Source organism: Bifidobacterium longum subsp. longum JCM 1217, from assembly GCF_000196555.1.
Taxonomy (GTDB): Bacteria; Actinomycetota; Actinomycetes; order Actinomycetales; family Bifidobacteriaceae; genus Bifidobacterium; species Bifidobacterium longum.
Genome location: NC_015067.1, coordinates 544,777 through 568,943, shown reverse-complemented (window position 1 = coordinate 568,943; position 24,167 = coordinate 544,777). Strand labels below are relative to the sequence as shown.

The following is a 24,167-nucleotide window of genomic DNA, read 5'->3' as shown; positions in this document are numbered from 1 at the left end:
AATGTCGAGGCCAACACAGGTGTCCATGCAAGACATAGCGAAAGCCGCCGGCGTTTCGCCACAGACAGTGTCCCGCGTGGCGAATGGCAGCGATGCGGTGAAACCCGAAACACGCCAGCGTGTCGAAGCTGCAATGAGACGCCTTGGGTATCGTCCGAATTATGCGGCCCGAGCCCTAAAGCACGGCCGCTTCCAGGATATCGGCGTGGTGATGTTCAACACCGCCACGTTCGGCAACGCCCGCATCCTTGATTCTATTGTGGCCAACGCGGCCGATGACGATTATTCAGTCACCATCCAGACCATGCGCCACGGTGCGGAACGCACGCTTTCCGCCGCCATCGATCGCATGCAGCGTCAGCCGGTGGATGGTGTCATCGTAGTGCTGGAGGAACGCATCTCCGATTTCGTCGGATACAAGCCTCCGCGAGAACTTCCAGTCGTGCTCATCTGCGAATCCGCCGCCGACCACTGCCCCACTGTTGACGCCGACCAGTATGGCTGCTCGATCGCTATCGTCGATTACCTGATGAGCAAGGGACACAAGACCGTCTACCACATTGCCGGACCGTCCACCTCGCGTGCCGCCGAAAGCCGCGCCCGCGGTTGGCGAGAAGCGTTGGAACAAATGGGAGCACGCGTACCGAGCATGTATATCGGCGATTGGTGCGCGGATTCAGGCTACCAGGCCGGCGTGGCGTTGGCCCACGACCCCGACTGCACGGCCATCTACGCCGCCAACGACCAGATGGCGTACGGCGCAATGCTCGGGTTGCAGTCAGTGGGCAAGCGTGTGCCCGAGGATGTCAGCATCGTGGGCGTCGATGATTCGCTGGTCGATATGGTCCCGCGCTTGAACCTGACGACCATGAAGCTGCGCTTTGACGACATTGGCGCCACCGCCTTCTCCATGGTCCGCCGTCAATGCGAAGGCGAGAAGATACCGGTCGGCGTCAAAACCGTAATCCCGCCGGAACTGATTGAACGCGGTTCCGTGCTCGACATCAGCTGACGAGCGGCATGCGCTGGCATCCACTGGTACCTGCCAGTGATCCACCTGCCAGTGATTCATAGGCAACGCCAGGGCATTAGTCAGACCGACATGGCCCAACGGCTGGGCGTGCCACGTCGCTGGCTGATCGAATTTGAACACGCCCGAGTCCCCAATCCCGAATTCTCCACCATTCTCAGCGCCCTGACTGAGCTTGGCTTGTCGCTGGATGTCCGCAAAACCCCGCAGCCCGCCGAACTCTATGAATGGTGACACCATGAGCGAAAACACTCTCAATGCATAAGAAATCAGATCTTAAGCGGCACACGGGAAACGAATTCGCGCTTCTCGCCTGTTATTGGATCGGTGAATCGCAGCATGCGTGCTACCAACTGCAATGGTTGGCTGAAATCGTCGTAGGGGCGCGTCTGGATGCGCGGGTAGAAGTCGTCGCCCACGATGGGCAGGCCGAGCGAATTCATGTGGACGCGCAATTGGTGGGTTTTGCCGGTGCGCGGGTGGAGTGTGTAGCGGCAGATGGGGTGATTCCCCGGATGGGGACCACCCTCCGGCGCTTCGCGCCACCTCCCGTCAGCGGGAGGGAAACAGAGGTCGCCGCGCTCGATGAGGGTTTCGGCGTTGGCCAAACCCGGTTCCTCGAATGCGGCCATCGTGCCGTGTTCCTTGGTGATGTGCGATCGGCGCAGCAATGGGAACGGGCGTGGCGGCTCGACCTGCATGATCGTGCCGAATCGCGGGCGGCTGATCGGCCGGCAGGGCGCCAGGCATTCATAGACCTTGACGGCCTGCCGGTTCTGGAACAGCATCTGATACGCGCCGCGGCAGGCCGGATCCCGCACGAACACCAATACGCCGGCGGTCATGCGGTCCAATCGGTGCGCTGGCGTGATGTCCGGCTCCCCCAGCCGCTCACGCAATCGGATCAGCGCGGTCTGCCGATACCACATGCCGCGCGGCATGGTGGCCAGAAAATGCGGCTTGTCCACCACGATGATCCGCTCGTCCTCATACAGCACGTCCATCTCAAACGGAATATGAGGCTCGTCAATCACATACCGATGTGGCTTACTCAACGGTCACGGACTTGGCGAGGTTGCGGGGCTTGTCCACGTCGTAGCCCTTGAGCTTTGCCATGTCCATGGCGAACAGCTGCAGCGGCACCACGTCAACCAGCGGGCTCATCAGCGTTGGGCAGGCGGGGCGCCAGAACACCACGTCAGCGTACCGTTCCACATCCGGGTCGCCCTGCTCGGCCACGGCGATGATGTACGCGCCACGAGCCTTGACCTCCTCGATACCAGAGATCACCTTGGCGTGCAACACATTGCGGCCGCGCTGCGGCGGCACGATGAACACCACGGGCTCACCCTCGTCCACCAGCGCGATCGGTCCATGCTTGAGCTCGCCGGCCGCGAAGCCCTCGGTGAACGTGTAGGCGATCTCCTTGAGCTTCAGTGCACCCTCAAGCGCCACCGGGTAGCCCACGTGACGGCCGAGGAACAAGAAGGAGTTGGCGTTCACCATGCGCTCGGCGGCCGCCTGGATGGTCTTGGGCTGGGTGTCGAGCACCCACTGAATCTTGCGCGGCATGTCTTTCAGGGAGTCAAGCACCTGATGAATCTCATCGCGGAACATCGCGCCCTTGACCTGCGCCAGATACAGGCCCAGCAGGTAGGCGGCGGTGATCTGCGCCACAAACGCCTTGGTGGATGCCACGGCAACTTCCGGGCCGGCGTGTGTGTAGAGCACGGCGTCGGATTCGCGCGGAATGGAGGCACCCTGCGTGTTGCAGATGGCCAGCACCTTGGACCCCTGTTCGCGCGCGTGGCGCAGGGCCATCAGAGTATCCATGGTTTCGCCGGACTGAGAAATGGCCACCACGAGCGTACGCGGGGTCAGAATCGGGTCACGGTAACGGAATTCGTGCGCGAGTTCGATTTCCACGGGGATACGCACCCAGTGTTCGATGGCGTACTTGGCTACCTGGCCGGCGTAGCTGGCGGTGCCGCAGGCCACGACGATGATTTTGTCGATGGCCTTGAAGTCGTGTTCGTCGATACGCACTTCATCAAGGGTGATGCCGCCATTCGCATCGAAGCGGCCAAGCAGGGTGCGCTGCACTGCGGCAGGGTCTTCGTGGATCTCCTTGTCCATAAAGGAATCCCAGCCGCCCTTTTCGGCGGCCGAAGCATCCCAATCCACGGTGTAGGTCTTCGGGTTTTCGACCACGTTGCCGTCGAAATCGGTGACGATGACCTTGTCGGCGGACACGCATACGGCCTGATCCTGGTCGACTTCCATGGCGCGCTTGGTGTAGGCCACGAATGCGGCGACGTCGGAACCGAGGAAGTTCTCCCCCTCGCCAAGGCCCACGACCAGCGGCGAATCATGGCGGGCTCCGACCACGATGTCCGGCTGGCGGCAGTCGGTGGCCAGAATGGTGAACGCGCCTTCAAGCATGCGGGCCATGCGGCGCACAGCCTTGAACAGGTCTGGCTTGCCTTCGTCCGCGATAATCTTGTCCACGATCTTGCCGAGCAGCTTAGCGGCCACCTCAGTGTCGGTGGCAGAGGCGAATCGGTAGCCTTCGGCTTGCAGGTCGAGACGCAGCTGAGAGGCGTTTTCGATGATGCCGTTATGGATGATGGCCACCTTGCCGTCCATGCTGGTGTGCGGGTGGGCGTTCACGTCGCTCGGCTCGCCATTGGTGGCCCAGCGCGTGTGGCCGATGCCCACCGTGGCAAGCGGCATCGGCTTACGCTCGATGTCTTCGACCAGGTTCTTCAAACGGCCGGCCTTCTTGCGCACGACCACCTTATCCATGCCGGGCGCGGTCAGCGCCACACCGGCCGAGTCATAGCCTCGGTATTCCAGACGTTCCAGGCCTTGCAGGCAGACCTCCAAAGGCTTGCCGCATGCCGTTTCAATATTTCCCGCGTATCCAACGATTCCACACATGGCTCACCAGCCTAGCGGACGATTATTGCGCAAAGCGAATCCAACCCGCCGCCTTTGCAGGATTGGAACATGCCCCTTCGTGAAAACCGTACACTGACTACCACTCAGCGTACGTTCTTCACGAGATGGGGGTGCGATTAGGCGTCGCAAAAAAACGTACGCTGAGTTCATCAGCGTACGTTTTTGGAGCTGCAACAACGAGCCTTCCTACAGCACGTGCTGCAAGAAGTCCTTAAACCTAGGCTCGGTGGGGTGGTCGATGATGTCGGGGCCGCCCTTTTCTACGACTACGCCGCCGTCCATGAACACGATCTGGTCGGCGACTTCGCGGGCGAAGCCGATTTCGTGGGTCACGCACACCATGGTCATGCCTTCCTTGGCCAAGGAACGCATGACGTTGAGCACTTCACCCACCAGTTCGGGGTCAAGGGCGGAGGTCGGCTCATCGAAAAGCATGATCTCCGGCTTCATGGCCAGAGCACGGGCAATGGCCACACGCTGCTGCTGACCACCTGACAGCTGGGAGGGGTAATAGTCCATGCGATCGCCCAGACCGACGCGCTGAAGCTCGGCCACGGCCAGGTCACGGGCGGCTTTCTTGGACTGGTGCTGCACGTGAATCGGGGCTTCCATCACGTTTTCCAGCGCGGTCATGTGCGGGAACAGGTTGAAGCGCTGGAACACCATGCCGAGGCGAGAACGCTGTGCGGCGATCTCCTTATCGTCCAGGGTCTGCAGCATGTCCTGGCCGTTTTTGGTCACGTGCTTGTAGCCGATGAGTTCGCCGTCCACCTCGATGGAACCGCCGGTCAGGGTTTCCAGCTGGTTGATCAGACGCAGGAACGTGGACTTGCCGGAACCGGAGGGCCCCAGAATCACGGTCACAGTACCGGGCATAACGGTTAGATCGATGCCCTTGAGCACATGCAGCGGCCCAAACGCCTTGTGCACCTGCACGGCCTTGACAGCAGGAATCACGGAACCGTCAGCCGCCTTGCGCACGACCGGGGCAACACTGGTGATGTCATTCGTAGTCATAATCGCGCTCCCGCCTTATGCATTCAATCCGACAAATGTGGTCTGGTTGAGCTTGTCCACGTCATCCTTCGGTTCACCGTCGGTCTTACCCGGCAATGGCGGCTGCTTGCCCTTGGTGCCCACCGGGCGGGCGTTGAAGCCCTTGCCGAAGTGCGCCTCAAGGCGGGACTGCACAACCATCAGAATGGAGGTGATCAGCAGGTACCAGAAGCAGGCCACGAGAAGCAGCGGAATCGGCTTGTAGATACGGTTGGCGATGGCGTTGGTGGCGAACTGCAGTTCGAGGGTGAACGGCACGGCGGTGACCAGCGAGGTGGTCTTCAGCATGCCGATGGTCTCGTTGCCGGTGGGCGGGATGATGATGCGCATAGCCTGCGGCAGCACGATGCGGCGCATGATGAGCGTGCGGTTCATGCCCAATGCCTTGGCCGCCTCGGTCTGGCCGGGGTCCACGGCTTCAAGGCCGGCACGCACGATTTCGGACAGGTAGGCGGCCTCGTTCAGAGCCAAACCAATCCATGCGGCGTTGAATGCGGTGACCACCACGTTGGAGTCGATGCTCCAGAACTCCACCGAGGTGAACGGAATGCCGAGGCTAATCTTGGGAATCAGCACGGCGAACAGACCCCAGAAAATGAGCTGCGTGTACACAGGCGTGCCGCGGAAGAACCAGATGAAGAACCAGCTGACGCCGCGCAGCACCGGATTGATGGATTTGCGCATGATGGCGAGAATCACCGACAGGATGATCGCCACGACCATGGAGATCACGGTGAGCTCCAAGGTATAGCGAATGCCTTCAAGCACGTTCTCGTTGAACAGGTACTTCCAGACGGTGGGCCAATCCAGTCGCGGATTGGTAATCAAGCCTTGAATGAGCATCGCGGCGAGCAGCACCACGATCACTGCGGCCACAATCGGGCCGGGGCGCTTGACCGGCAGCGCCTTGATGCGGTTGGGGATGTTCACTCCCTCACCGTCGACTTCTTTCTTCGCCATAATTTGGTTCCTTGGACGTGTTGGGCAGCCTGAACTGCAAGTTGCAACTAGCGTTGAACCTTAGTGTACGAATGGGGCGACTGTGTTACAAACAGTGCGCCCCATTCGAATTTTCGCGACAGCTTGTCGGCTATTCGACGGCCGGGTTGATTTCGGCCTTGTCCAGTGCGCCGGATTCGACGCCCCAGTGCTGGAGGATCTTGGTGTAGGTGCCGTCGTCCATAAGCTTTTGCATGGCCTTCTGCACGGCTTCGGTGGTCTGGGAATCGCCCTTTTTGATGGCGATGGCGTTCGGCACTTCATCGAAGTCCTTGCCGAGCTGTTCCAGCTGACCATCGGTCTGGGCAATGGCGTAGCCGACAACCGGGGAATCGGCGAAGAAGACGTCGGCCTTGCCGGTCACCACAGCGGTGGTGGCGTCGGTCTGCTGCTTGGAGGACTGGATGGTGATGTCTTTCTTGCCGTCCGCCTTGCACTGCTTGGCGGTCTTGTTGATGGCCTCTTCCTCGACGGTGCCGGTCTCGACGGCAACGTTCAGACCGCACAGGTCGTTCTCATCGACGTTCTTGGGGTTGCCTGCGGCCACTGCATAGCCCATGCCTGCGGTGAAGTAGGAGACGAAGTCGACGGATTCCATGCGCTCCTTGGTGATGGTGAAGGCAGCGATGCCCAGATCGTACTTGGAGCCGATGGCCGGAATGATCGTATCGAAGTTGGAGGAGACGATTTCGGTATCGAGACCGAAGATGTTGCCCATGGCGCGGGCAAGATCCATGTCGTAGCCGATCTGGGTCTTGCCGTCGGCGTCGAGGAATTCGGCCGGGGCGTAGGAGGGGTTGGTGCCGATGGTGAGCTTGCCGTCCTTGGTCACGGATTCAGGCAGCAGTGCGGCGATTGCATCGTCCTTCTTCACGGAGCTCACGTCGTAGCTGGTGATGGTGACCGACTTGGAGGAACCGCCCTTATCGGAACCGGAGTCACCCGCCTTGTCGGAGGTGCCGCAAGCCGCGGCGGAGAACAGCATGGCCACGCTCAAGGCGGCGGCCGCAATGGTCTTCAGCTTGTTGAACTGCATGATCTCTCTCTTCTTCTCTGTGGAGCCGCCCTATAGCGACTATCAACAATCAGGTATAAATATACATTATAGCGTATACATATACAAATGCTCCCGCTGGGAGGCCGCCGCATAAGAATACAACTGCTGGTGGCTGTTATGCTACAGACCACCCTCAGTCGCCTTCGGCGACAGCTCCCGCCAGCGGGAACGAACAGGGACACCTGGCAATCAGGCGGCGTCGGCCGGGTTGATCTCAGCCTTGTCGATGGCACCGGAACCAACACCCCAAGTGTCGAGGATCTTCTTGTAGGTGCCGTCGTCCATCAGCTTCTGGATGGCCTTCTGCACGGCTTCGGCGGTCTTGGTATCGCCCTTCTTGATGGCCACGGCCTCGGGCACCCCGCCGGCGTCTTCACCGAGCGTCTCCAAGGTGTCGCCGGTCTGCTTGATGGCGTAGGCGGACACCGTGGAATCGGCGTAGAAGATGGAGGCCTTGCCGGAAGCCACGGCGGTGGTCACATCGGTCTGCAGCTTGGAGGACTGGATGTCGATGGCATCCTTGCCGTCCGCCTTGCACTGCTCGTTGGCCTTGTTGACTTCCTCTTCCTGGGTGGTACCGGTCTGCACGGCCACCTTCACGCCGCACAGGTTCGAGGAGTCGACCTTGTTCGGGTTGCCCTTCTGCACCACGTAGGTGGAACCGGCCTTGAAGTAGGTGACGAAGTCGACGGCCTGCATGCGCTCTTTGGTCACGGTGAAGGAGGAGATGCCAAGGTCGTACTTGGAGCCCACGGACGGAATGATGGAGTCGAAGGTAGAGGAGATGGTTTCTTCCTTCAGGCCGAATACGGCGGCGATGGCCTTGGACAGGTCGACGTCGAAGCCGACCGGGGTCTTGCCGTCTTCGGCCAGGAATTCGGCCGGAGCGTAAGAGGTATCGGTGCCGACGGTCAGCGTGCCGTCGCTGGTGACGGAATCAGGCAGCAGTGCGGCTATCTCGTCGTCCTTCTGGATGCTGCTGGTGTCGAAGCCTTGAATCGAAGTGCTGGACGAGTCCTTGGATGAATCGCCGCTCTTGGCTGCGGTGTCGGTGCTGTCAGTCGTGCCACAGGCTGCCAAGGCGATCAGCATGGCCGCGCTCAGGGCGGCGGCCGCAGCGGATTGTATTCCCTTGCTTAGAGACATTGGATTTCCTCTCTCCGGATAGTCAGCTGGGCGGGTATGTTTCCCAGATGGTTCCAGAGCGTAGGAGTGCAATGCTACGGAAGCGTTAATCGTGGGCGAAATGGCCCACAACGTGGACATCCTACTCTTGGCTCCCCTCCGGAGGGGAGCCAAGGGACGGGATTAGTGGCGCATGTTGGCGTAGCGCATGGCGCGTAGGGCTTCGCGCTTGTCCTGCTCTTCGCGCAGGGCCTGACGTTTGTCGAATTCCTTCTTGCCTCGGGCCAGTGCGATCTCCGCCTTGACGCGACCGTCCTTGAAGTACAGGCTCAGCGGCACAATCGTGTATCCCTTGGCCTCGATGCCGCGGGCGAGCTTGGTGATCTGCAGTCGGTGCAGCAGCAGCTTGCGCTTGCGCTTGGGCGCATGGTTGTTCCATGTGCCGTTCAGGTATTCGGGGATGTTCGCGCCCTCCAGCCACATCTCGCCGCGGCGGTCGATGGAGATGAACGCCTCGGACAGCGATGCGCGGCCTTCGCGCAACGACTTGACCTCGGTGCCGGTCAGGGCCAGCCCTGCCTCGTACTTGTCTTCGATGGCATAGTCATGCCGGGCCTTCTTGTTCTGTACGATGAGTTTCTCACCGGTTTCCTTGGGCATGTCTCCTCCTTTCGTGGGTAGCAACGCAACATCCGACGATATCACGGACCGGCCTCGAATACGAAAAAGGGTTCCTCTTCAAGAGGAACCCTTCAACCGTATATATCGGCCGAACCAACCGATCAGTGGACGAACCAGTACTGACCCAAATTGGTCAAGGTGCGGTAGTGCATGATCCACGGACCACCCCAGTTCATTTCAGAAATCTGGAATGTGCCGTCGCCATACACGGCTTCGACCACGGCAACATGGCCATAGGTACCATCGGCACCGTCCTGACCAGGCAAGAAGGAGAGCGCCGCACCGACCTGAGGGTTGTGGTCCACGCGCAAGCCGTACGAGGGGGCGCTGCGCCACCAGTAACCGCCATTGCCGAGATAGGACGGCGTGCCAATGCCCATCTGCTTACGGCGTTCATACGCCCAATACGTGCACTGGCCGGTGGCATAGGCGTTGCCGTAATCACCGTTCGATGTACCTTGGCCGCTGCTGTTGCCGCCACCGCTGGGAACCGTCGGGGTGGGGGCCGGCGTCGGTGTGGGAGTGGGAGTAGGAGTCACCGGAGTGGTCGGCGTACCGCCCTGGTTACCGGTGTCCACCCGGTTGGCGGCGTCCTGCTGCTCCTTCTGGTACTGACGATTGTAGGAATCGACCTGGGAGGCGATCAGTACGGTCTGGGCCGCCTGCTTGGCGGATTGGGAATCCAGACTGTCGATCATGGAAGACAGTTCGTTACGCCTTGCTTCGCCTTCCTGACGTAGCTTGTCCAAAGCGTCACGTTCGCTTTGCGCGGTTTCGGCGGCGGTCTGCGCGGAAGCGGCCTTCTCATCGGCCTGGGTCTTGAGCACAGCGATCTGCTTTTCGATGGCCGACAGACGTTCGCCACGGTTCTTCGACGTGCTCAGCGAGTTCGCGGCGGAGGAAGCCGCATTCGCCTCGTTGCGGGACAACGCGTCCCGGGACTGCATGGAGTTGACGAAGTCCTGTGTGCTGGTGGCACCCGTGACCACGCTCATCACGTCGGAAGCATTCGAGCCGTGCATCTCGTCACGGGCCAGCTGGGCCACGGCGGCGTGCGCGTCATCGTAGTCCTTGCCGGTCTGCTTGATCTGCTCCTCGAGCGTCTCCTTGTCTTTCTGTGCGGCGGAAAGACGTTCGGATGCGGCGTCGGCCTCGTCCTGAGCGGTGGCGGCATCCTCGTTGGCCTGCGTGACCTTGTTCTGGGCGGCGACAATCTTGTTGTTCGTCAAATCATCCAGCTCAAGTACCTTATCCGCCAGTTCCTGGTTGACACCGGCCAACTGCTGCTTGAGTTCGGCCTCGCGCTGTACCGACGCGGCGTGCTGGTTCTGCGCATTGATCAGGTCGGAATAGGTGTCTGCCTGGGCAGGTTGGGACGAGCCGAACGCCAGACCTCCCACACAGGCTGCGGCGGCCACCAATGCCGCCAGTGCGGGCTTGATCACACGTACATTCGTCATATGTGAATGGTCCTTTCGCTCACTTAAGCCAATACCATAACATGCGAACCTGAGAGGCTTGCACACGATGTCATCACATTTCTCGCGGGTAAGCCGGTCGCGTTACGCCCTCAAATAACGCCGCAACGAAATGGTTGAAGCGATGATGGACAGCAGTATCGCGCCCACAACCAGGAACGGCGATATCACCAGTACCGTGAGCTGATTCACATAAGGAATCCATGTAATGGATTTCGCCAGCCAGCCGGTGATGAACACGTTCACAATGGCCGAAAGCATCAGGCACGAGAGCACCGAGCCGATCAGTGAGGCGATGGCGCCCTCCAGAATGAACGGCAGACGAATCGTCCAGTTCGAGGCACCCACGTATCTCATGATTTCGGTTTCGGTTCGTCTGGACGCGGCGGACATGCGAATGGTGGTTCCGGTCAGCAGGATGGCGACCACCACCATCACGCCGGCGAGCACGGCCGTAACCGCCGTGGCTCGGTTGAGCACGGCGAACACCGGGTCGAAGATCTGGCGCTGGTCGGTGACGTCTTCCACGCCCTCCTTGCCGGAGAGCACTTCGGAGACCACCTGATATTTGGTCGGATCCTTCAGCTTGAGCCAGAGAGAGTCCTGCATATCGTCCGCGGTCAGCGTACGGCCTTGGAATTCGCCATTCGGGTACTGCTTGGTGAATGTGCTGTCGTAGAAGTCCTGCTTGCTGACGTAGTCAATGTTGGAGACCACGTCGTTGAGTTCGTCGCGAATGGTTTTCTGCAGTGCCGTGATCTCATTGGCTGAGGGCGATTTGCCGGAAGCGCAGTTCGCGGATTGGCTGGTGCCGTCGGGGCATAGCCACACCACGACCTCGACCTTGTCGTACCAGTCGCCCTTGGCTTTGGTGATCTGCGCCTGAGTAAGCACCGAAGCGCCGATGAACAGGAATGAGATGAAGGTGACCAGCGTCAGCGACAGCAGCATCGACAGGTTACGGGTGAGGTTGGCCCACGTTTCGGACAGAATGAATCGTGCTCGCATATGATCCCCCTTACTCCTTCGCGCCCTCAGCGGGTTGATCGTCGGATGTTTGGTCTGCGGCGGACTGCTCGCCGACAGGCGGTACGGGCGGTTCCGGCGGGGTCGGCGGCTCGGGCGGTTCCGGCGGGGCCGGCGGCTCGGCGGCGGATGACACGGACGTATCGGCAACCGCGGCGGTCTCGCCGGACTCGTCATTGAACGGGTCGAACGCCTGGGTGCTTTCCAGGGCGGCGGCCTGCTCGTCCAACGGGATGCCCTTGCCCCAGGTCAGCGTGTCTTCCAGCGGCGCGAACGTCTCGCCATAGCGGCCGGTGCGGCCGGAATGCACGGAGTTGGCCAGACGGGCGATGCCTTCGGACGGCTCGTCACTGCCCTCGATGGCCTTGGTCGCCGCCGCCAGCACATGATGGGCGGCGTCGGACTTGGCTTCGACTTCGGCATCCGGGAAGAACAGGGCGGAATCATAGGAGCCATGAGCCTCGTCACGCACGATCTTGCCGTTGTGCAGTTCGACCACGCGCTTGCGCATCGAGTTGACGATCTCTTCGTTATGCGTGGCCATGACGATGGTGGTGCCGGTGCGGTTGATGGCGTCCAGCACTTCCATGATGCCCAGCGAAGTGGTCGGGTCGAGGTTGCCGGTGGGCTCGTCGGCCAGCAGAATCTGCGGGTGGTTCACGTAGGCGCGGGCGATGGCCACACGCTGCTGCTCGCCACCGGAGAGCTCATGCGGGTAGTTCTTTTCCTTGCCGGTGAGCCCCACGGTATCCAGCACCTTGGGCACCAACGATTTGATGGTGGACCGCCGTGTGCCGATCACCTCAAGGGCGAACGCCACGTTCTCCCACACGGTTTTGTTATTGAGCAGCTTGTAATCCTGGAACACGAAGCCCAGCGAACGGCGGTACTGCGGCACTTGACGGTTGGTGATGCGCCGCAGATCGTTGCCGGCCACGCGAATCTCGCCGTTGGTGGCCTCTTCCTCGCGCAACAGCAGGCTCAAGAGCGTGGTCTTGCCGGAGCCGGACGCACCCACAAGGAACACGAAATCACCGCGTTCGATATCGAGGTTGATGTCGTCAAGCGCCGGTCGGGTGCCTTTGGGATAGATCTTGGACACATTGTCCAGTGAGATCAGCGCCATAATGCTGCTTACTCCTCGGTTTCGGCGGCGCGGCGCTGTTCGTGGCGCCAGCGGATGCCGGCCTCGATGAACGCGTTGATGTCGCCGTCGAACACGGCCTGGGTCTGGCTGGTTTCGTAGCCGGTGCGCAAATCCTTGACCATCTGGTAGGGGTGCAGCACGTAGGAGCGCATCTGATCGCCCCAGCTGGCCTTGATATCGCCGGCGAGCTCCTTCTTCTTCTTGGCCTCCTCCTCGTGGCGCAGCACGAGCAGTCGGGACTGGAGCACGGCCATGGCGGAGGCGCGGTTCTGAATCTGCGAACGCTCATCCTGCATGGTCACCACGATGCCGGTGGGAAGGTGGGTGATGCGCACGGCCGAGTACGTGGTGTTCACGCCCTGGCCGCCGGGGCCGGAGGAGCAGTAGGTGTCCACGCGGATGTCCGTATCCGGAATGTCGATGTGATCGGTGGCCTCGACCAGCGGCACCACTTCCACGGCGGCGAAGCTGGTCTGGCGGCGACCCTGGTTGTCGAACGGGGAGATGCGCACCAGACGGTGGGTGCCGCCTTCCACGGACAGTCGGCCGTAAGCGTAGGGGGCGTCCACCTGGAAGGTGGCGGACTTGATGCCCGCCTCTTCGGCGTAGGAGGTGTCCATGACCTTGGCCTTGAAGCCGTTACGCTCGCAGTAGCGCAGGTACATGCGCAGCAGCATCTGCGCGAAGTCGGCCGCGTCGACGCCGCCGGCACCGGAGCGGATGGTCACCACGGCGGAACGTTCGTCATATTCGCCGTCAAGCAGGGTCTGAATCTCCATCTGGTCGAGATCCTTCTGGATCTCGCCGATTTCGCTTTGCGCCTCGTCCAGAGAGTCCTGATCGCCCTCCTCGTGGCCGAGTTCGACGAGCGTTTCCACATCGTCGATGCGCTGGGAGGCGGAGTTCAGACGCTTCAGCTGCGATTCCGCGGCGGACAGCCGGCTGGTGATCTTCTGGGCGTTTTCCGGGTCATCCCACAGGCCCGGGGCCGCGGCCTGCGTTTCGAGATCCTTGATATCGGCCTTGAGTCGGTCGACGTCCAGCGCCTTGGCGATGGATTCGTATTTGGCGCGGGCTTCGCCGATCGCCTGGGTAAAGTCAAATTCTGCCATCGTGGTTTACCTTACTGTTGATTCTTTGAGATTCCTTGGGAAGTCACGTCCTTGTTGACAGCCTTCGCACATTCCTCTGGCGTTGGCGGGCATTGCCGCGCCACACGCGCATCCGCCTGCAATCCATGCTGTCAGAAGGTTCCGGGCCTGCCTTGCCGATAACCGGCCGGGCGACCTCACGAATCCCTCGCATCAGACGTGTTCAACTGCGGGCACGAATATGCGAAGGCAACGTCAAAGCCCCGCGTAAATCGCCGGGATGACCAGGGAGCCGAGCATGGCCACAGCTATGACCACGCACACCACACGCACGATGGTGCGGCGGCGGTTCTCACGCTGCTGTCGGCTGTCCTGATAGTTACTCACGAGACCAATAGTGTACTCACCGCTTACGACCGCAGGACTTGCCGCCGATGCCCGCCCTGCCGGTGGACCCCCACGGCCCTTTCCCTTGCGCTTTCAGCGCCGCCAGATGGTGTTTCATGGCCACCAGCATGATGTGCGAATCCTCAAGGCCCAGGTGGCGTTCGTTGTGGGCGGAATCAAGCGCGCCCTGACGTTTGGCGTAGGCGTCGAGCGTGTTGTCTCCGTAAGGATGCTCGTTGGTGGGTACCGCGCCGGGGTCCCACTGCCGGCTCATCGGCAGGGTATCGATGATGGTGATGCGCCCGGCGCGGTAGCTTTCCGCGTATCCGGCGACGTTCAGCATGAACCAGCTATGTTCGAAGGTGGCGTTATGCGCCACGTACGGCTGCTGGGTAAGCCGCGCGAGCAGGCCGGCCTGGGCTTGGGGCCATTCGTCGAAGAGTCGGTACCCGGCCTCGCTGCTGCGGCCGCGTACATCGATACCGGTGAGTTTGGCGATGAGGGCGTTGCCGAGCGCCGCGTTTTCCGGCGGCACGCCAAAAGCGAGGCGGGACTGGCCGTAGGCGTCGCCGGCGGCGTAATAGCCCTGCTCATAGGCGTATGTCTCGGGTTCGCCGGCCGGGCGCGGACTGGCCATGTTCATGAACTCGAAGCCGACGTCGATGATGTAGTCACGTGCCGGATCGATGCCGGTGGTTTCGATGTCGATGCCCATCACCGCATCCACGTCGCGGCCGGGCAGGTAGGCGTCGCGCCAGTCGGGCTTGGGATGGTGTCCGGTAGCGTTGCCAGACGCGGCGGCACCACCCGGCAGAGCGGCACCACCCGGCGAAGTCGCGCCGGAGAGATTGGCGCGGGCCATCGCCGCATCGCCCGCCCGCTTCTGGAAGCGCTGGGCCTTACGCCGTTCGGCGCGTGCGTCAAGAATCGCTGCCGTACGATCTTGGACATCGTCCAAGGCGACTGTTGTGGGGAACTTGACATCGCTGTTTTCGGCGGCAGTGTTTCCGGCAGATGTGCCACCGGCTTCGCCGCTCAGATCCAGCATGCCTTGGTCATCGTTCGACGGGCCGCTGCCGGAGTACGGCTTGAGCACGGCAATGGTGGCCCTCCCCCGCCGTTCGCGACTGACCGCCCATAGGTGTTGCTGTTCGCCCAGATGCAACAGCGTGTTGATGTTGTCGTTGAGCCGACGATTGGCGTAGGCGAGCGCGCGAGGCAGACGATAGGAGCCGATGAACCGGTCGAAATCGGTCATGAATGCGCTGTTGCATTGGGCGATGATCGATTCCAGACGCTCGCGTGTGGCGTAGTCGGCCTTCAATGCGTCGTGGATGGACTGTGGGGTGGATTCCGGTATTGTGCCGACGCCATGCGCCAGGTCCAGAGAACGCACCCAGTCCCAGTCGATGGTGGTGCCATCGGCGTCCTTGGGCATGGACGCCGCCCATTGGGGAATGTCTCCCTTGGCGGCGTCGAACCATGCACGGTCGGTCATAGTGCGAAACCGAGCTCTTCAGCGGCCTCGGTGGGCACCGGGTCTTCGCACCAGTAGTCCTCGAGGTTCTCGTTGGTGGTCAGCGAACGGATTTCGGCGCGATCGATATACAACTCGCCGCTCAAATGATCGGTTTCGTGCTGGAAGATGCGTGCGGGCCAGCCGTGCAGCGGCTCGCTGTGGTGTTTGCCGTCTTCATCATCCCATTCGGCGGTGATGTCGAGCCAACGCTTGCGCACAGCTTGGTATCCGTCGAAGCTCAGGCAGCCCTCGTAGAACGAGGCGGTTTTGTCGCTGGTGGGTTTGTAGCTCGGGTTGATGATCACGTGGAAGGGGAATTCCGCGATTTCGCGCGGATCATCCTCGTCGTCGCGCACGTGGTCTTCGACCACGGCGAGCGCGAGCCCCAAGCCGATCTGGGTGGCGGCGAGCCCCACGCCGGGTGCCTCCAGCATGGTGGTGTGCATCGTATCGATGAGTTTGGCGAGCGTACGCTTGGAAAGCTGGCCATTATAGGCCACTGTCCGTTGGCGCAACACCGGTTCGCCGGCCTGCACGATGGGCAGGAGCTTCTCCTTGCCGCCGGTTTTGATGAGTTTTTCGACATCACGGTTGAGTTCGAGGTCGACTTTGGCGTTCTTTCCAAACATTGTTTTTTTCCTTAGGGAAGGGTGCTACAGCGCGAGTTCTTCGGCGACGATCTTGGCGAGGCGGGTGCAGACTTCGTCGGCGTAGGCTTGGGTGGCGGCCTCGGCCATCACGCGCACGAGCGGTTCGGTGCCGGAGGGGCGCAGCAGCACACGGCCGGTGTCTCCCAGCAGTTCCTCCTCACGGGCCACGGCATCCTGGATGCGCTTGTTGGTGGAGGCGGCCTTCTTGTCCACGTTCGGCACGTTGATGAGGGTCTGCGGCAGCTGCGGGAAGTCGGCGGCGAGCTCCTTCAGGCTCTTGCCGGACTTGACGACCTCGTTGCACAGGGTCAGTGCGGTCAGGGTGCCGTCGCCGGTGGTGGCGAATTCGCGGTTGATCACGTGGCCGGACTGCTCGCCGCCGAGCGAGTAATCGCCCTTGAGCATTTCCTCAAGCACGTAACGATCGCCCACGGCGGTTTCCACGGTCTTGATGCCCATATCTTTCAGGGCGAGCTTCAGACCGAGGTTGCTCATCACGGTGACCACGAGGGTGTCGTGGTTGAGCTTGCCTTCGCGCTGCTTGGCGCGGGCCAGAATGCCCATGATCTGGTCGCCGTTGATCATGTTGCCGTCTTCGTCCACGGCGAGGCAACGGTCGGCGTCGCCGTCGAAGGCCACGCCCATCACGGCATCGGTGGCCTTGACCATGGCCTGCAGCTGCTCGGGGTGGGTGGAACCGGCGTTCTTGTTGATGTTGTAGCCGTCCGGCGAGGCGTTGATCACGATTACATCCGCACCGGCACGGCGCAGGGCTTCGGGAGCCACCACGGAAGTGGCGCCGTTGGCGCAGTCGGCCACGATCTTCAGGCCCTTGAGCGGCTTGGGCTGGGTTTTGTCATCGTTCAGCGGAGCGATGGTGGCCACCAGATGATCGATGTACAGGTTGGTGGCGGTGGTCTGGTCGTGGCTCACGCGGCCCACGCCGGCACCGGTCGGGCGGTCCCAGTCCTGGCCGAGCACGGCCTCGATGTCGTCTTCCTTCTGGTCGGGCAGCTTGAAGCCGCCGCGTGCGAAGAACTTGATGCCGTTGTCGGGCATCGGGTTGTGGGAGGCGGAGATCACGGCACCCATCTCAACGTTGAGCACGCTGGTCAGGAACGCGATGCCCGGGGTCGGGATGATGCCTGCGTCGATCACGTCGAATCCGCCGGCGGCCATGCCCGCAGACAGGGCGGAAGCCAGAAAATCGCCGGACACACGGGTGTCACGACCCACGAGCGCGCGGCGGCGCCCCTCAGGCTGATCGTCTTGGGTGCCGGCGTCGCCGAGCACACGCACGGCGGCATCGCCCAAATCCAACGCCAGACGTGCGGTCAAATCCCTATTGGCCAGTCCTCGAACACCATCGGTTCCAAACATCTTCGGCATATGAAGTTCCACTCCTTGTATCGCGTTACCCGCACCATCGTAGTCGTTGTGCTCCACCCTAGGACCCGACTCGGCAAAAAACCGCCACGGAATCTGCTCCAGAACCGGAAATCAGCATTCAACAGCCGCAATGGCATCACCCACAAACCCGCATATTCATCTTGTTCGGCGGATGAATGATGAGATACATTCGTTAGCGGGCATGCCGGGCGGACCGATGCACTCCGGCACGGGAACGAAGCCATCGCACTAGTAAGAACGGGCCGGCAAACGCGCCTGTAAACAATACAGCGGCAAATACGACGAACGGAACTACCCAGCGTACATCGATAACCGGCAAAGCAACACCAAACAGAACGACGGCGAGGAACACGCTGAGCCATGCGATGAACATGCCCAACGGCATCTCCTCTACCGGGGTGGTCTCGGCCATGAATGCAACGATCTATTACTCCGATGTTGTGGTCAGTATGTGCGGCAGTTGCTCGTCGCGGTTGAGGAAAGAACGCGTTTGGCAGCGAAGTAGCGTATGCCGACCTTCCTCAGTGCGGGCGTATACCATGGTGCAATGCGTCAGGCAGCGGTCCAACTGCCGGCTCAGTATCTCGGCGTCCTGCTGGCGGCGGGCAAATACGGACGGGCAGGGGAAGCTCACGCAGTAAGCGCGCACGCCCCATTCCTTACCGATGATGACATATCGCGGATTGTTGATGGGCGCGAGTAGCTCCTTCATAACGCCGGCGAACAGCACCTGCTCGCGCCGCGAACCGCCAATCAGCATGACACGCAATGCCGTGAATCTGCGACGTGTCTGGCGGATCGAGGAAGTCGTTCACCGCTTCGCCTGCCGCGCTGGTTTCTAGGCGCTCAGGTTCCGCAGTCGCCAAATGCCAGACATTGGCCACCTTATCGGGGTCTGCGACCACGCTGCGGTTGACGGCCATGCTGTATGCTTCACTGCATCAGTGTAAGGCACGAATCAATAGGTTTTGAGCCCCAGATCGATGGTAAGAATGATGCCGGCGATTACGGCGGCGGCGCGCATGATGTTTGCGGGAATCTTGCGGGTGATGGACGGGGCGATGTACCCGCCGATGAAGCATCCGATGCACAGCATGATGGCGGCCGGCCAATCGACCGCGCCTTGGATGATGAATACCACTGAGGCGCTGATGTTCGCGCCTGTGCCGATCAGGGTTTTCAATGCATTGATCTTGTGGAATGGGCCGATTTTGGCGGCATCAAGCACGGCGAGAGCCAAGGTACCGGCGCCCGCGCCGAAGTAGCCGGAGTAGATGGCGACCGCCGCTACGCCCAGCCATACCCACCAGGAATCCTGACTCATGGGCTGCACGAGTTGTTCCGGCGGGCGGTGAGGTGCGGTAGGGGTGGTTGCGCGCTTGGCGGCTTCAGTGGCTTCAGTGGCTTCAGTGGCTTCAGTGGCTTCAGTGGCTTCGATGTGCTTGAGTTGCGCGGTGGCATCCGCGGCGGCTTGCTTGGCCTGCATGCGGCCGCGCGGATTGATGGCGATGATCAGCGAGCTCAGCAAAATCAGCACTGGTGCGGCAAATTCAAAGACACTCGGGTCGAGTTTGAGCAACAGAAACGCACCGGCCACCCCGCCGAATGCGCCGATGACCACATACGTAATGGAGCGTACCGCTTGGCCTTTGAGTTCTTTGCGCGCACCCATCACGCCACCGATGCCCGTGCCGACCACGCCAACGGTGTTAGAAGCGTTTGCCAATACAGGCGGAATGCCGAACGCGAGCAGGGCCGGGTATGAGACCAGTGACGATGCGCCTACCGCATAGCCCACGAATCCTGCGCCGATTCCGGCCAACAGAATCAGCAGTAATGAAGTTATGGAAAAGCCCGCAATCATTCCCCGTATCCTTGTCGCTCATCGACCGGCATATTGCCGGCCTTGAGCGAGAATACGCTGTTGAGGATTGGTTGCGGGTTTTATGTTGGAATGTGGACGTAGCTTCTCGCGGAAGCGACTCCCCTCAGTCGCCTGAGGCGACAGCTCCCCTCGCGCCCGAGGGGAGCCAGAAGGAAATCAGAGCGCTTCGTTGTATTCGCGAACCTTGAGGGTGCGGTGGGAGGATGCCACGTTTTCGACGATCAGACGCTTCAGGGCATTGTCGGCGGCAATGTGCTCGTCCAGCCAGGCGTCACCGAGCTTGACCAGCGTGGCGGGATCGGCGTAGCCCGGGTACAGGCCGTTGAGCAGGGCGTCGGCCATGTGGTAGGTCTTGTTGGCCCAGACCCAGTCCACAGTCTCGAAGTACTTGGCGGCGAACGGCTCGGCCAGATCGGAGCGCGGGGTGGCGGAGAAGCCACGGGCCACGGCCTCGAGCTGGGAGTTGGTCAGCTCGTCGTTGTGGAGCGCCTGATCCCAAGCCCATTCCTTGGCCTCAGCGGTGGCCATGGAGGCACGGGCGCCGTAGGCGAACTCGCGGTTTTCCGTGGTCTCCTTCTTGGCGAGCTGCGCGTCCACGTCGTCGTTGGTCATCTCGTTGACGGAGGTGAGCGCTTGGACGATGGTCCACGTGAAGTTGTTGTCGATTTCGAGGCCTTCAAGACGCACGGTGCCGTCCAGCAGACCGTGTGCGTTGGCGGCGAATGCGGCGTCGCCCTCCTCACCGTAGCCCAAGTAGGCGGTGACGAGCTGGAACTGGGTGTCCGAGCCGGCTTCGGCGGCGTTGGCCAGAGTCCACAGTTCGGCGGCCACGTGGCGCAGCACATCGTCGCGGCGGGCGGGCGCCACGTAGTGGTGGGCGGTGGTGCTCATGCAGGCCAGCGCGTAACGGAAGGTGGTGGATTCGGTTTCCGTGGCCAGAAGACGCAGGGTCATGTCCACGAAGCGTTCGGCCGGGAATTCGCCGTCACGGGTCATATCCCAGAAGGCGAGCCAGGTCACGGCGCGGGCCAGGGCATCATCGAAACGATGCAGGTTGGCTTCGGCGAATGCCTGGGATTCGGCGTCGAAACGAATCTTGGTGTAGGTCAGGTCATCGTCGTTGACCAGCACGAATGCCGGGCGCGGCTTGCCGGCTGCGGCCTCGACGATGGTGGTTTCGCCATCTACATCGAGTTCGAACTGCTCGGTGCGCACGATCTTGCCGGTTGCGGCGTCTTCGTTGTAGAAGCCGACGGCCAGGCGATGCGGGCGCAGCACCGGGTGTTCGGCCGGCGCGCTCTGGGTGAGCTTCAGTTCGGCGATGGTGCCGTCCGCGTTTACGGTCAGGCCAGTGGCGATCGTGTTGATGCCGGATTCCTCCAGCCACTTGGCGCTCCAGGCCTTGAGATCGCGGCCGGAGGTCTTTTCCAGTTCGCTCAGCAGGTCGGCCAGGGTGGCGTTGGAGTAGGCGTGACGGTTCAGGTAGTTGTGGATACCTTCGAAGAACTGCGTGCGGCCCACGTAGAATGCCAGCTGCTTCAGCACGGAGGCGCCCTTGGCGTAGGTGATGCCGTCAAAGTTGACGTAAGTGTCGTTGAGGTCGTTGATCGGCGCGACGATCGGGTGCGTGGTGGGCAGCTGATCCTGGCGCAGCGCCCAGCTCTTCTCGCCGGAGCAGAAAGTGGCCCAAGCGTCATGCCATTCGGTGGCTTCGGCAGTGGCCAGCGTGGAGGTGAATTCAGCGAAGGACTCGTTGAGCCACAGGTCGTTCCACCACTTCATGGTCACATAGTCGCCGAACCACATGTGCGCAAGCTCGTGCAGCACGGTCACCACGCGGCGCTCGGCCAGCGCGTCGGTCACCTTGGATTCGAACACGTAGGAGTCGCGGATGGTGACCATGCCGATGTTCTCCATGGCGCCCGCGTTGTATTCGGGCACGTAGATCTGGTCGAACTTGGCGTACGGGTAGGGCACGCCCCAGGTCTTGGCGTAGAACGCGAAGCCCTTCTTGGTGATGTCGAACAGGTAGTCGACGTCCTTCGCGAAGGCCTTGGCCAACGACTGTCGGCAGTACTGGGCCATTGGCACGGTACGGCCGTCTTCGTTCAGGTATTCGGTGTGCCATTCGGCGTACGGGCCGGCGCAGATGGCGGTCAGGTAGGAGCTCATCACCGGGGTCGGCTCGAAGTCCCACAGACGGGTGCTTTCGTTCGGCTTGTCGCCGAGGGTGCCGTCGAGGGTTTCGCGCGGATCGTCCTCGATGGTGGCAACCGGCATGTTGGAGGTGACGATCCAGCTGGCGGGAGCGAGCACCTTGAAGTCGAAGGTGGCCTTCAGGTCAGGCTGGTCGAACACGGCGTAGACGCGGCGAGCGTCCGGCACCTCGAACTGGGAGTACAGGTAGATGTTGCCATCGGACGGGTCGACCGAGCGGTGCAGGCCCTCGCCAGTGTTGGAGTAACGGCACCTGGCTTCGACGGTGACCTCGTTCTTCTCCTTGAGGTCGGTCAGTTCGATGCGGTTGTCTTGGAAGGCCACGGCCGGGTCCAGGGACTTGCCGTTGAGGTCGATGGAGGTCACTTCGTCGGCGATCAGGTCGAGGAAGGTCGACGAACCAGGCTTCGCGTTGAAGCAGATGAACGACTTGGAACCGAAGTTCTTCGCGCCGACCGTCAGGTCAAGGTCGACGTGATAGTGAATCGGCGCTTCGATAACGGCCTTACGTTCTTCGGCTTCAATACGAGTGAGATTAGAACCGGGCATGACTTCAATTACTCCTTACGGTCGTCCCTGGATAATCCGGACTACTTGGTTTCTACGGTTTCGACGTCCTGGGCGATGTCGGCCACGACGGGCACGATCATCGGCTTGCGGTGCAGCTGGCGCGCAACCCAGCTGCCGAGCGTGCGGCGCATGGTCTGCTGCAGCTTGTAGGTGTCGCGCGTGCCCTGCATCATCTGGTCGTTGAGCTGTTCGACGATCTGGTGACGAACCTTGTCGAACTCGCTTTCGTCCTCGGCCACGGCATTCAGGTAGATCTTCGGGCCGGTGACGACCTCGTGATTGTCGGTGTCGACCACCACGAACGCGGAGACGAAGCCCTCGGTGCCGAGAATGCGGCGCTTTTCCAGCTCGTCATCGGTCAGCTCGCCGACGGAATCGCCATCGACGTACACGTAACCACACGGCACGGAGCCGACGACCGCGGCCCTGCCGTGGTACAGGTCGACCACATCGCCGTCTTCGGCCAAAACCACGTTCTGCGGGTCCACGCCGGTCTTGACGGCGATCAGGCCGTTGGCCACCAGATGGCGGTTTTCGCCGTGGATCGGCATGGCGCACTTGGGCTTGACGATGTTGTACATGTACAGCAGCTCGCCCTCGTTGCAGTGGCCGGACACGTGCACGGCGGCGTTGTCGCGGTTGACGACCTTGGCGCCGAGCTGCACGAGCTTGTTGATCACCTTGTAGACGCCGTGCTCATTGCCTGGAATCAGGGAGCTGGCGAGAATCACGGTGTCGAACTCGTTGATGTGGATATCGCGGTGGTTGCCGTCGGCGATGCGGCCGAGTGCGGCCATCGGTTCGCCCTGGGAGCCGGTGCACATGAAGACGAGCTTGTCGTCCTGAATGTCGTTGGCCTGCTTCAGGTCCACGACGGTGCCTTCGGGGATGTGCAGGTAGCCGAGGTCGGCGGCGATGGACATGTTGCGCACCATCGAACGGCCGACGAACACGACCTTGCGGCCGTACTTGTGGGCGGCGTCCACCACCTGCTGCACACGGTGCACGTGGGAGGAGAAGCTGGCGACGATGATTTTGCGGGTGGCCTGGGCGAACGCTTGGTCAAGGGCCGGGCCGATGGAGGTCTCGGGCTTGACGAAGCCGGGCACCTCGGCGTTGGTGGAGTCCATCATCAGCAGGTCCACGCCCTTTTCGCCGATCTTGCCGAATTCGACGAGGTCGGTGATGCGGTGGTCGAGCGGCAGCTGGTCGAGCTTGATATCGCCCGTGTCGATCAGGGAGCCGGCCGGGGTCTTGACATAGACGGCCAGGGCGTCCGGGATGGAGTGGGTGACGTTGACGAATTCGAGGTCGAAGGGACCCACCTTGAGCTTCTCACGGCCGGCAACCTCAACCTTGGTGGGGTTCTGGTGGTGTTCCTTGCACTTGGCGTCCACGAAGGCGAGGGTCAGCTTGGAGCCGATCAGCGGGATGTCCGGACGCAGCTTGAGCAGGTAGGGCACGCCGCCGATGTGGTCCTCGTGGCCGTGGGTGAGCACCAGGGCGTCGACCTTGTCGAGACGGTTCTTGATGTAGCTGAAATCGGGCAGGATGAGATCCACGCCCGGCTGCTCCTCCTCGGGGAAGAGCACGCCGCAGTCGATGAGCAGCAGGTGACCGTTGTATTCGATCACGTTCATGTTGCGGCCGATTTCGCCCAAGCCGCCGAGCGGCGTGATGCGCATGGAGCCCTTGCGGTACTTCGGCGGGGCGATCAGCACGGCATCCTGCTGGGGTGCGGTGGCCTGCCGGGTGGCGTTGATCTTACGGGACGGCGTACGGCTGTTGGATCCGTTGGTGTTGCGGCCGCGCGCGGAACCGCGACGGCGAGAATTCGTGTTCTTGCTTGTTTTCTTTTGTTCTTGTGCCATAACCTTT

22 protein-coding genes are annotated in these 24,167 nt (G+C 61.6%); 2 read left to right on the top strand and 20 right to left on the bottom strand.

Translation table 11 applies throughout. The features are described 5' to 3' along the window. Positions 1–25: 25 nt before the first annotated feature. Complete coding sequence (locus BLLJ_RS02255; RefSeq protein WP_013582422.1) at positions 26–1,012, top strand: LacI family DNA-binding transcriptional regulator; 987 nt, start codon at positions 26–28, stop codon at positions 1,010–1,012. 90 nt (positions 1,013–1,102) lie between these two features. Continuing rightward, positions 1,103–1,264, top strand: coding sequence for a transcriptional regulator (locus tag BLLJ_RS10075; protein ID WP_013582421.1), 162 nt, complete (start codon positions 1,103–1,105; stop codon positions 1,262–1,264). 35 nt (positions 1,265–1,299) lie between these two features. Here BLLJ_RS10075 and BLLJ_RS02250 read toward each other — a convergent pair whose 3' ends face one another. The 20 genes from BLLJ_RS02250 to BLLJ_RS02160 form a co-directional block, all read right to left on the bottom strand. Continuing rightward, a complete protein-coding gene (locus BLLJ_RS02250; protein WP_013410317.1) occupies positions 1,300–2,064 on the bottom strand; it encodes a pseudouridine synthase in 765 nt (254 codons plus the stop codon). A gap of 13 nt (positions 2,065–2,077) precedes the next feature. Further along, the gene (gene glmS, locus BLLJ_RS02245) at positions 2,078–3,970 is read right to left on the bottom strand and encodes a glutamine--fructose-6-phosphate transaminase (isomerizing) (protein WP_013582420.1); all 1,893 of its coding nucleotides are present in this window, start codon (positions 3,968–3,970) and stop codon (positions 2,078–2,080) included. A gap of 207 nt (positions 3,971–4,177) precedes the next feature. Next, entirely contained in the window at positions 4,178–5,008 is an 831-nt protein-coding gene (locus BLLJ_RS02240) for an amino acid ABC transporter ATP-binding protein (RefSeq protein WP_007057800.1), read from the bottom strand. Between the two features lie 15 nt (positions 5,009–5,023). Continuing rightward, positions 5,024–6,007 carry an amino acid ABC transporter permease gene (locus tag BLLJ_RS02235; RefSeq protein WP_013582419.1) on the bottom strand — a complete coding sequence of 328 codons (984 nt, stop codon included), beginning with the start codon at positions 6,005–6,007 and terminating at the stop codon, positions 5,024–5,026. A 130-nt stretch (positions 6,008–6,137) separates the two neighbouring features. Beyond that, on the bottom strand, positions 6,138–7,082 hold the full coding sequence (locus BLLJ_RS02230) for an ABC transporter substrate-binding protein (RefSeq protein WP_008783149.1): 945 nt from the start codon (positions 7,080–7,082) through the stop codon (positions 6,138–6,140). 210 nt (positions 7,083–7,292) lie between these two features. Continuing rightward, complete coding sequence (locus BLLJ_RS02225; RefSeq protein ID WP_013582418.1) at positions 7,293–8,249, bottom strand: ABC transporter substrate-binding protein; 957 nt, start codon at positions 8,247–8,249, stop codon at positions 7,293–7,295. Between the two features lie 162 nt (positions 8,250–8,411). Next, positions 8,412–8,888: an SsrA-binding protein SmpB gene (gene smpB / locus BLLJ_RS02220; protein WP_007051292.1), complete on the bottom strand. Its 477-nt coding sequence runs from the start codon at positions 8,886–8,888 to the stop codon at positions 8,412–8,414. Positions 8,889–9,010: 122 nt separating this feature from the next. Continuing rightward, on the bottom strand, positions 9,011–10,369 hold the full coding sequence (locus BLLJ_RS02215) for a CHAP domain-containing protein (RefSeq protein ID WP_013582417.1): 1,359 nt from the start codon (positions 10,367–10,369) through the stop codon (positions 9,011–9,013). A 102-nt stretch (positions 10,370–10,471) separates the two neighbouring features. Continuing rightward, on the bottom strand, positions 10,472–11,395 hold the full coding sequence (gene ftsX, locus BLLJ_RS02210; RefSeq protein ID WP_007057792.1) for a permease-like cell division protein FtsX: 924 nt from the start codon (positions 11,393–11,395) through the stop codon (positions 10,472–10,474). Between the two features lie 10 nt (positions 11,396–11,405). Further along, a complete protein-coding gene (gene ftsE, locus BLLJ_RS02205; protein ID WP_013582416.1) occupies positions 11,406–12,539 on the bottom strand; it encodes a cell division ATP-binding protein FtsE in 1,134 nt (377 codons plus the stop codon). Positions 12,540–12,547: 8 nt separating this feature from the next. Continuing rightward, positions 12,548–13,672 (bottom strand): peptide chain release factor 2, encoded by a 1,125-nt coding sequence (gene prfB, locus BLLJ_RS02200; RefSeq protein WP_007051295.1) that lies wholly within the window; start codon positions 13,670–13,672, stop codon positions 12,548–12,550. A 234-nt stretch (positions 13,673–13,906) separates the two neighbouring features. Continuing rightward, positions 13,907–14,038 carry a hypothetical protein gene (locus BLLJ_RS11500; protein ID WP_007056419.1) on the bottom strand — a complete coding sequence of 44 codons (132 nt, stop codon included), beginning with the start codon at positions 14,036–14,038 and terminating at the stop codon, positions 13,907–13,909. 16 nt (positions 14,039–14,054) lie between these two features. Continuing rightward, positions 14,055–15,536: a 3'-5' exonuclease gene (locus tag BLLJ_RS02195; RefSeq protein ID WP_013582415.1), complete on the bottom strand. Its 1,482-nt coding sequence runs from the start codon at positions 15,534–15,536 to the stop codon at positions 14,055–14,057. Continuing rightward, positions 15,533–16,186 (bottom strand): peptide deformylase, encoded by a 654-nt coding sequence (locus BLLJ_RS02190; protein ID WP_013582414.1) that lies wholly within the window; start codon positions 16,184–16,186, stop codon positions 15,533–15,535. Before BLLJ_RS02190 ends, BLLJ_RS02195 begins: the two co-directional genes overlap by 4 nt. Before the next feature lie 24 nt (positions 16,187–16,210). Continuing rightward, the gene (glmM, locus tag BLLJ_RS02185; RefSeq protein ID WP_007051299.1) at positions 16,211–17,596 is read right to left on the bottom strand and encodes a phosphoglucosamine mutase; all 1,386 of its coding nucleotides are present in this window, start codon (positions 17,594–17,596) and stop codon (positions 16,211–16,213) included. 193 nt (positions 17,597–17,789) lie between these two features. Next, entirely contained in the window at positions 17,790–18,029 is a 240-nt protein-coding gene (locus BLLJ_RS11100; RefSeq protein ID WP_007051300.1) for a hypothetical protein, read from the bottom strand. 15 nt (positions 18,030–18,044) lie between these two features. Continuing rightward, on the bottom strand, positions 18,045–18,377 hold the full coding sequence (locus BLLJ_RS02175) for a hypothetical protein (RefSeq protein WP_007051301.1): 333 nt from the start codon (positions 18,375–18,377) through the stop codon (positions 18,045–18,047). Between the two features lie 198 nt (positions 18,378–18,575). Further along, the gene (locus tag BLLJ_RS02170; protein WP_013582413.1) at positions 18,576–19,481 is read right to left on the bottom strand and encodes a sulfite exporter TauE/SafE family protein; all 906 of its coding nucleotides are present in this window, start codon (positions 19,479–19,481) and stop codon (positions 18,576–18,578) included. Positions 19,482–19,658: 177 nt separating this feature from the next. Next, on the bottom strand, positions 19,659–22,268 hold the full coding sequence (gene pepN / locus BLLJ_RS02165; protein WP_007053722.1) for an aminopeptidase N: 2,610 nt from the start codon (positions 22,266–22,268) through the stop codon (positions 19,659–19,661). Positions 22,269–22,309: 41 nt separating this feature from the next. After that, entirely contained in the window at positions 22,310–24,160 is a 1,851-nt protein-coding gene (locus BLLJ_RS02160; RefSeq protein WP_007057778.1) for a ribonuclease J, read from the bottom strand. Positions 24,161–24,167 lie beyond the last annotated feature (7 nt).

What these genes read in the sequence shown, in the direction of transcription:
- BLLJ_RS10075 (WP_013582421.1), top strand. Translation starts at nt 1,103, where the DNA reads ATGGCCCAACGGCTGGGCGTGCCACGTCGCTGGCTGATCGAATTTGAA.
- BLLJ_RS02160 (WP_007057778.1), bottom strand. Translation starts at nt 24,160, where the DNA reads ATGGCACAAGAACAAAAGAAAACAAGCAAGAACACGAATTCTCGCCGT.
- BLLJ_RS02235 (WP_013582419.1), bottom strand. Translation starts at nt 6,007, where the DNA reads ATGGCGAAGAAAGAAGTCGACGGTGAGGGAGTGAACATCCCCAACCGC.
- BLLJ_RS02240 (WP_007057800.1), bottom strand. Translation starts at nt 5,008, where the DNA reads ATGACTACGAATGACATCACCAGTGTTGCCCCGGTCGTGCGCAAGGCG.
- ftsX (WP_007057792.1), bottom strand. Translation starts at nt 11,395, where the DNA reads ATGCGAGCACGATTCATTCTGTCCGAAACGTGGGCCAACCTCACCCGT.
- smpB (WP_007051292.1), bottom strand. Translation starts at nt 8,888, where the DNA reads ATGCCCAAGGAAACCGGTGAGAAACTCATCGTACAGAACAAGAAGGCC.
- pepN (WP_007053722.1), bottom strand. Translation starts at nt 22,268, where the DNA reads ATGCCCGGTTCTAATCTCACTCGTATTGAAGCCGAAGAACGTAAGGCC.
- glmM (WP_007051299.1), bottom strand. Translation starts at nt 17,596, where the DNA reads ATGCCGAAGATGTTTGGAACCGATGGTGTTCGAGGACTGGCCAATAGG.
- glmS (WP_013582420.1), bottom strand. Translation starts at nt 3,970, where the DNA reads ATGTGTGGAATCGTTGGATACGCGGGAAATATTGAAACGGCATGCGGC.
- BLLJ_RS02190 (WP_013582414.1), bottom strand. Translation starts at nt 16,186, where the DNA reads ATGTTTGGAAAGAACGCCAAAGTCGACCTCGAACTCAACCGTGATGTC.
- BLLJ_RS11100 (WP_007051300.1), bottom strand. Translation starts at nt 18,029, where the DNA reads ATGGCCGAGACCACCCCGGTAGAGGAGATGCCGTTGGGCATGTTCATC.
- BLLJ_RS02225 (WP_013582418.1), bottom strand. Translation starts at nt 8,249, where the DNA reads ATGTCTCTAAGCAAGGGAATACAATCCGCTGCGGCCGCCGCCCTGAGC.
- BLLJ_RS02230 (WP_008783149.1), bottom strand. Translation starts at nt 7,082, where the DNA reads ATGCAGTTCAACAAGCTGAAGACCATTGCGGCCGCCGCCTTGAGCGTG.
- ftsE (WP_013582416.1), bottom strand. Translation starts at nt 12,539, where the DNA reads ATGGCGCTGATCTCACTGGACAATGTGTCCAAGATCTATCCCAAAGGC.
- BLLJ_RS02170 (WP_013582413.1), bottom strand. Translation starts at nt 19,481, where the DNA reads ATGATTGCGGGCTTTTCCATAACTTCATTACTGCTGATTCTGTTGGCC.
- BLLJ_RS02215 (WP_013582417.1), bottom strand. Translation starts at nt 10,369, where the DNA reads ATGACGAATGTACGTGTGATCAAGCCCGCACTGGCGGCATTGGTGGCC.
- BLLJ_RS02175 (WP_007051301.1), bottom strand. Translation starts at nt 18,377, where the DNA reads ATGCTGATTGGCGGTTCGCGGCGCGAGCAGGTGCTGTTCGCCGGCGTT.
- BLLJ_RS02195 (WP_013582415.1), bottom strand. Translation starts at nt 15,536, where the DNA reads ATGACCGACCGTGCATGGTTCGACGCCGCCAAGGGAGACATTCCCCAA.
- BLLJ_RS02255 (WP_013582422.1), top strand. Translation starts at nt 26, where the DNA reads ATGCAAGACATAGCGAAAGCCGCCGGCGTTTCGCCACAGACAGTGTCC.
- prfB (WP_007051295.1), bottom strand. Translation starts at nt 13,672, where the DNA reads ATGGCAGAATTTGACTTTACCCAGGCGATCGGCGAAGCCCGCGCCAAA.